The sequence below is a fragment of the Collinsella sp. SGI.184 genome (assembly GCF_050313415.1).
Lineage (GTDB): Bacteria > Actinomycetota > Coriobacteriia > Coriobacteriales > Coriobacteriaceae > Collinsella.
Genome location: NZ_JBNPLJ010000052.1, coordinates 1 through 389 on the forward strand (window position 1 = coordinate 1; position 389 = coordinate 389).

Annotated in this window: 1 pseudogene; it reads right to left on the minus strand. The window is 65.6% G+C overall.

Going from position 1 to position 389, the window contains the following annotated elements:
• Nucleotides 1-6: 6 nt before the first annotated feature.
• Nucleotides 7-389, minus strand: a pseudogene (locus ACQRAJ_RS08810) (hypothetical protein); the annotation flags it as partial.

The following is a 389-nucleotide window of genomic DNA, read 5'->3' on the forward strand; positions in this document are numbered from 1 at the left end:
ACGCTCCTATTTGGCAAGGCCTTTTTTAGAATCCATTTTTCGCTCCGCCTCGAAGGCCTGCCTGTCCCAATCGAGCGGAAGTCCGGCCTCGACCCATGCCTCGTAGGCCCTCCTTATGGGCTTGAGCTCCCTTTGGCCCCTCTCCAGCATCGAGATGCACCTCTCGCTGGTTCCCAATATGGTCGCCGCCCTCACCTGGCTGACCTTCGCCGCGCGCCTGGCCGCCACGAGCTCCGAGGCGTCCTCGGGTCTCCTGACCTCGTGCGGGTGCATCAGCGCCCGGTACGCCTCCCTGGCCACGTAGCGCTTGAGGCACCTCATGACCTCCCTGTCGCTCTTTCCCCGCCCCCTGGCCCTCTCGGCGTACTCGGCGGTCTCGGGGTCGCGCA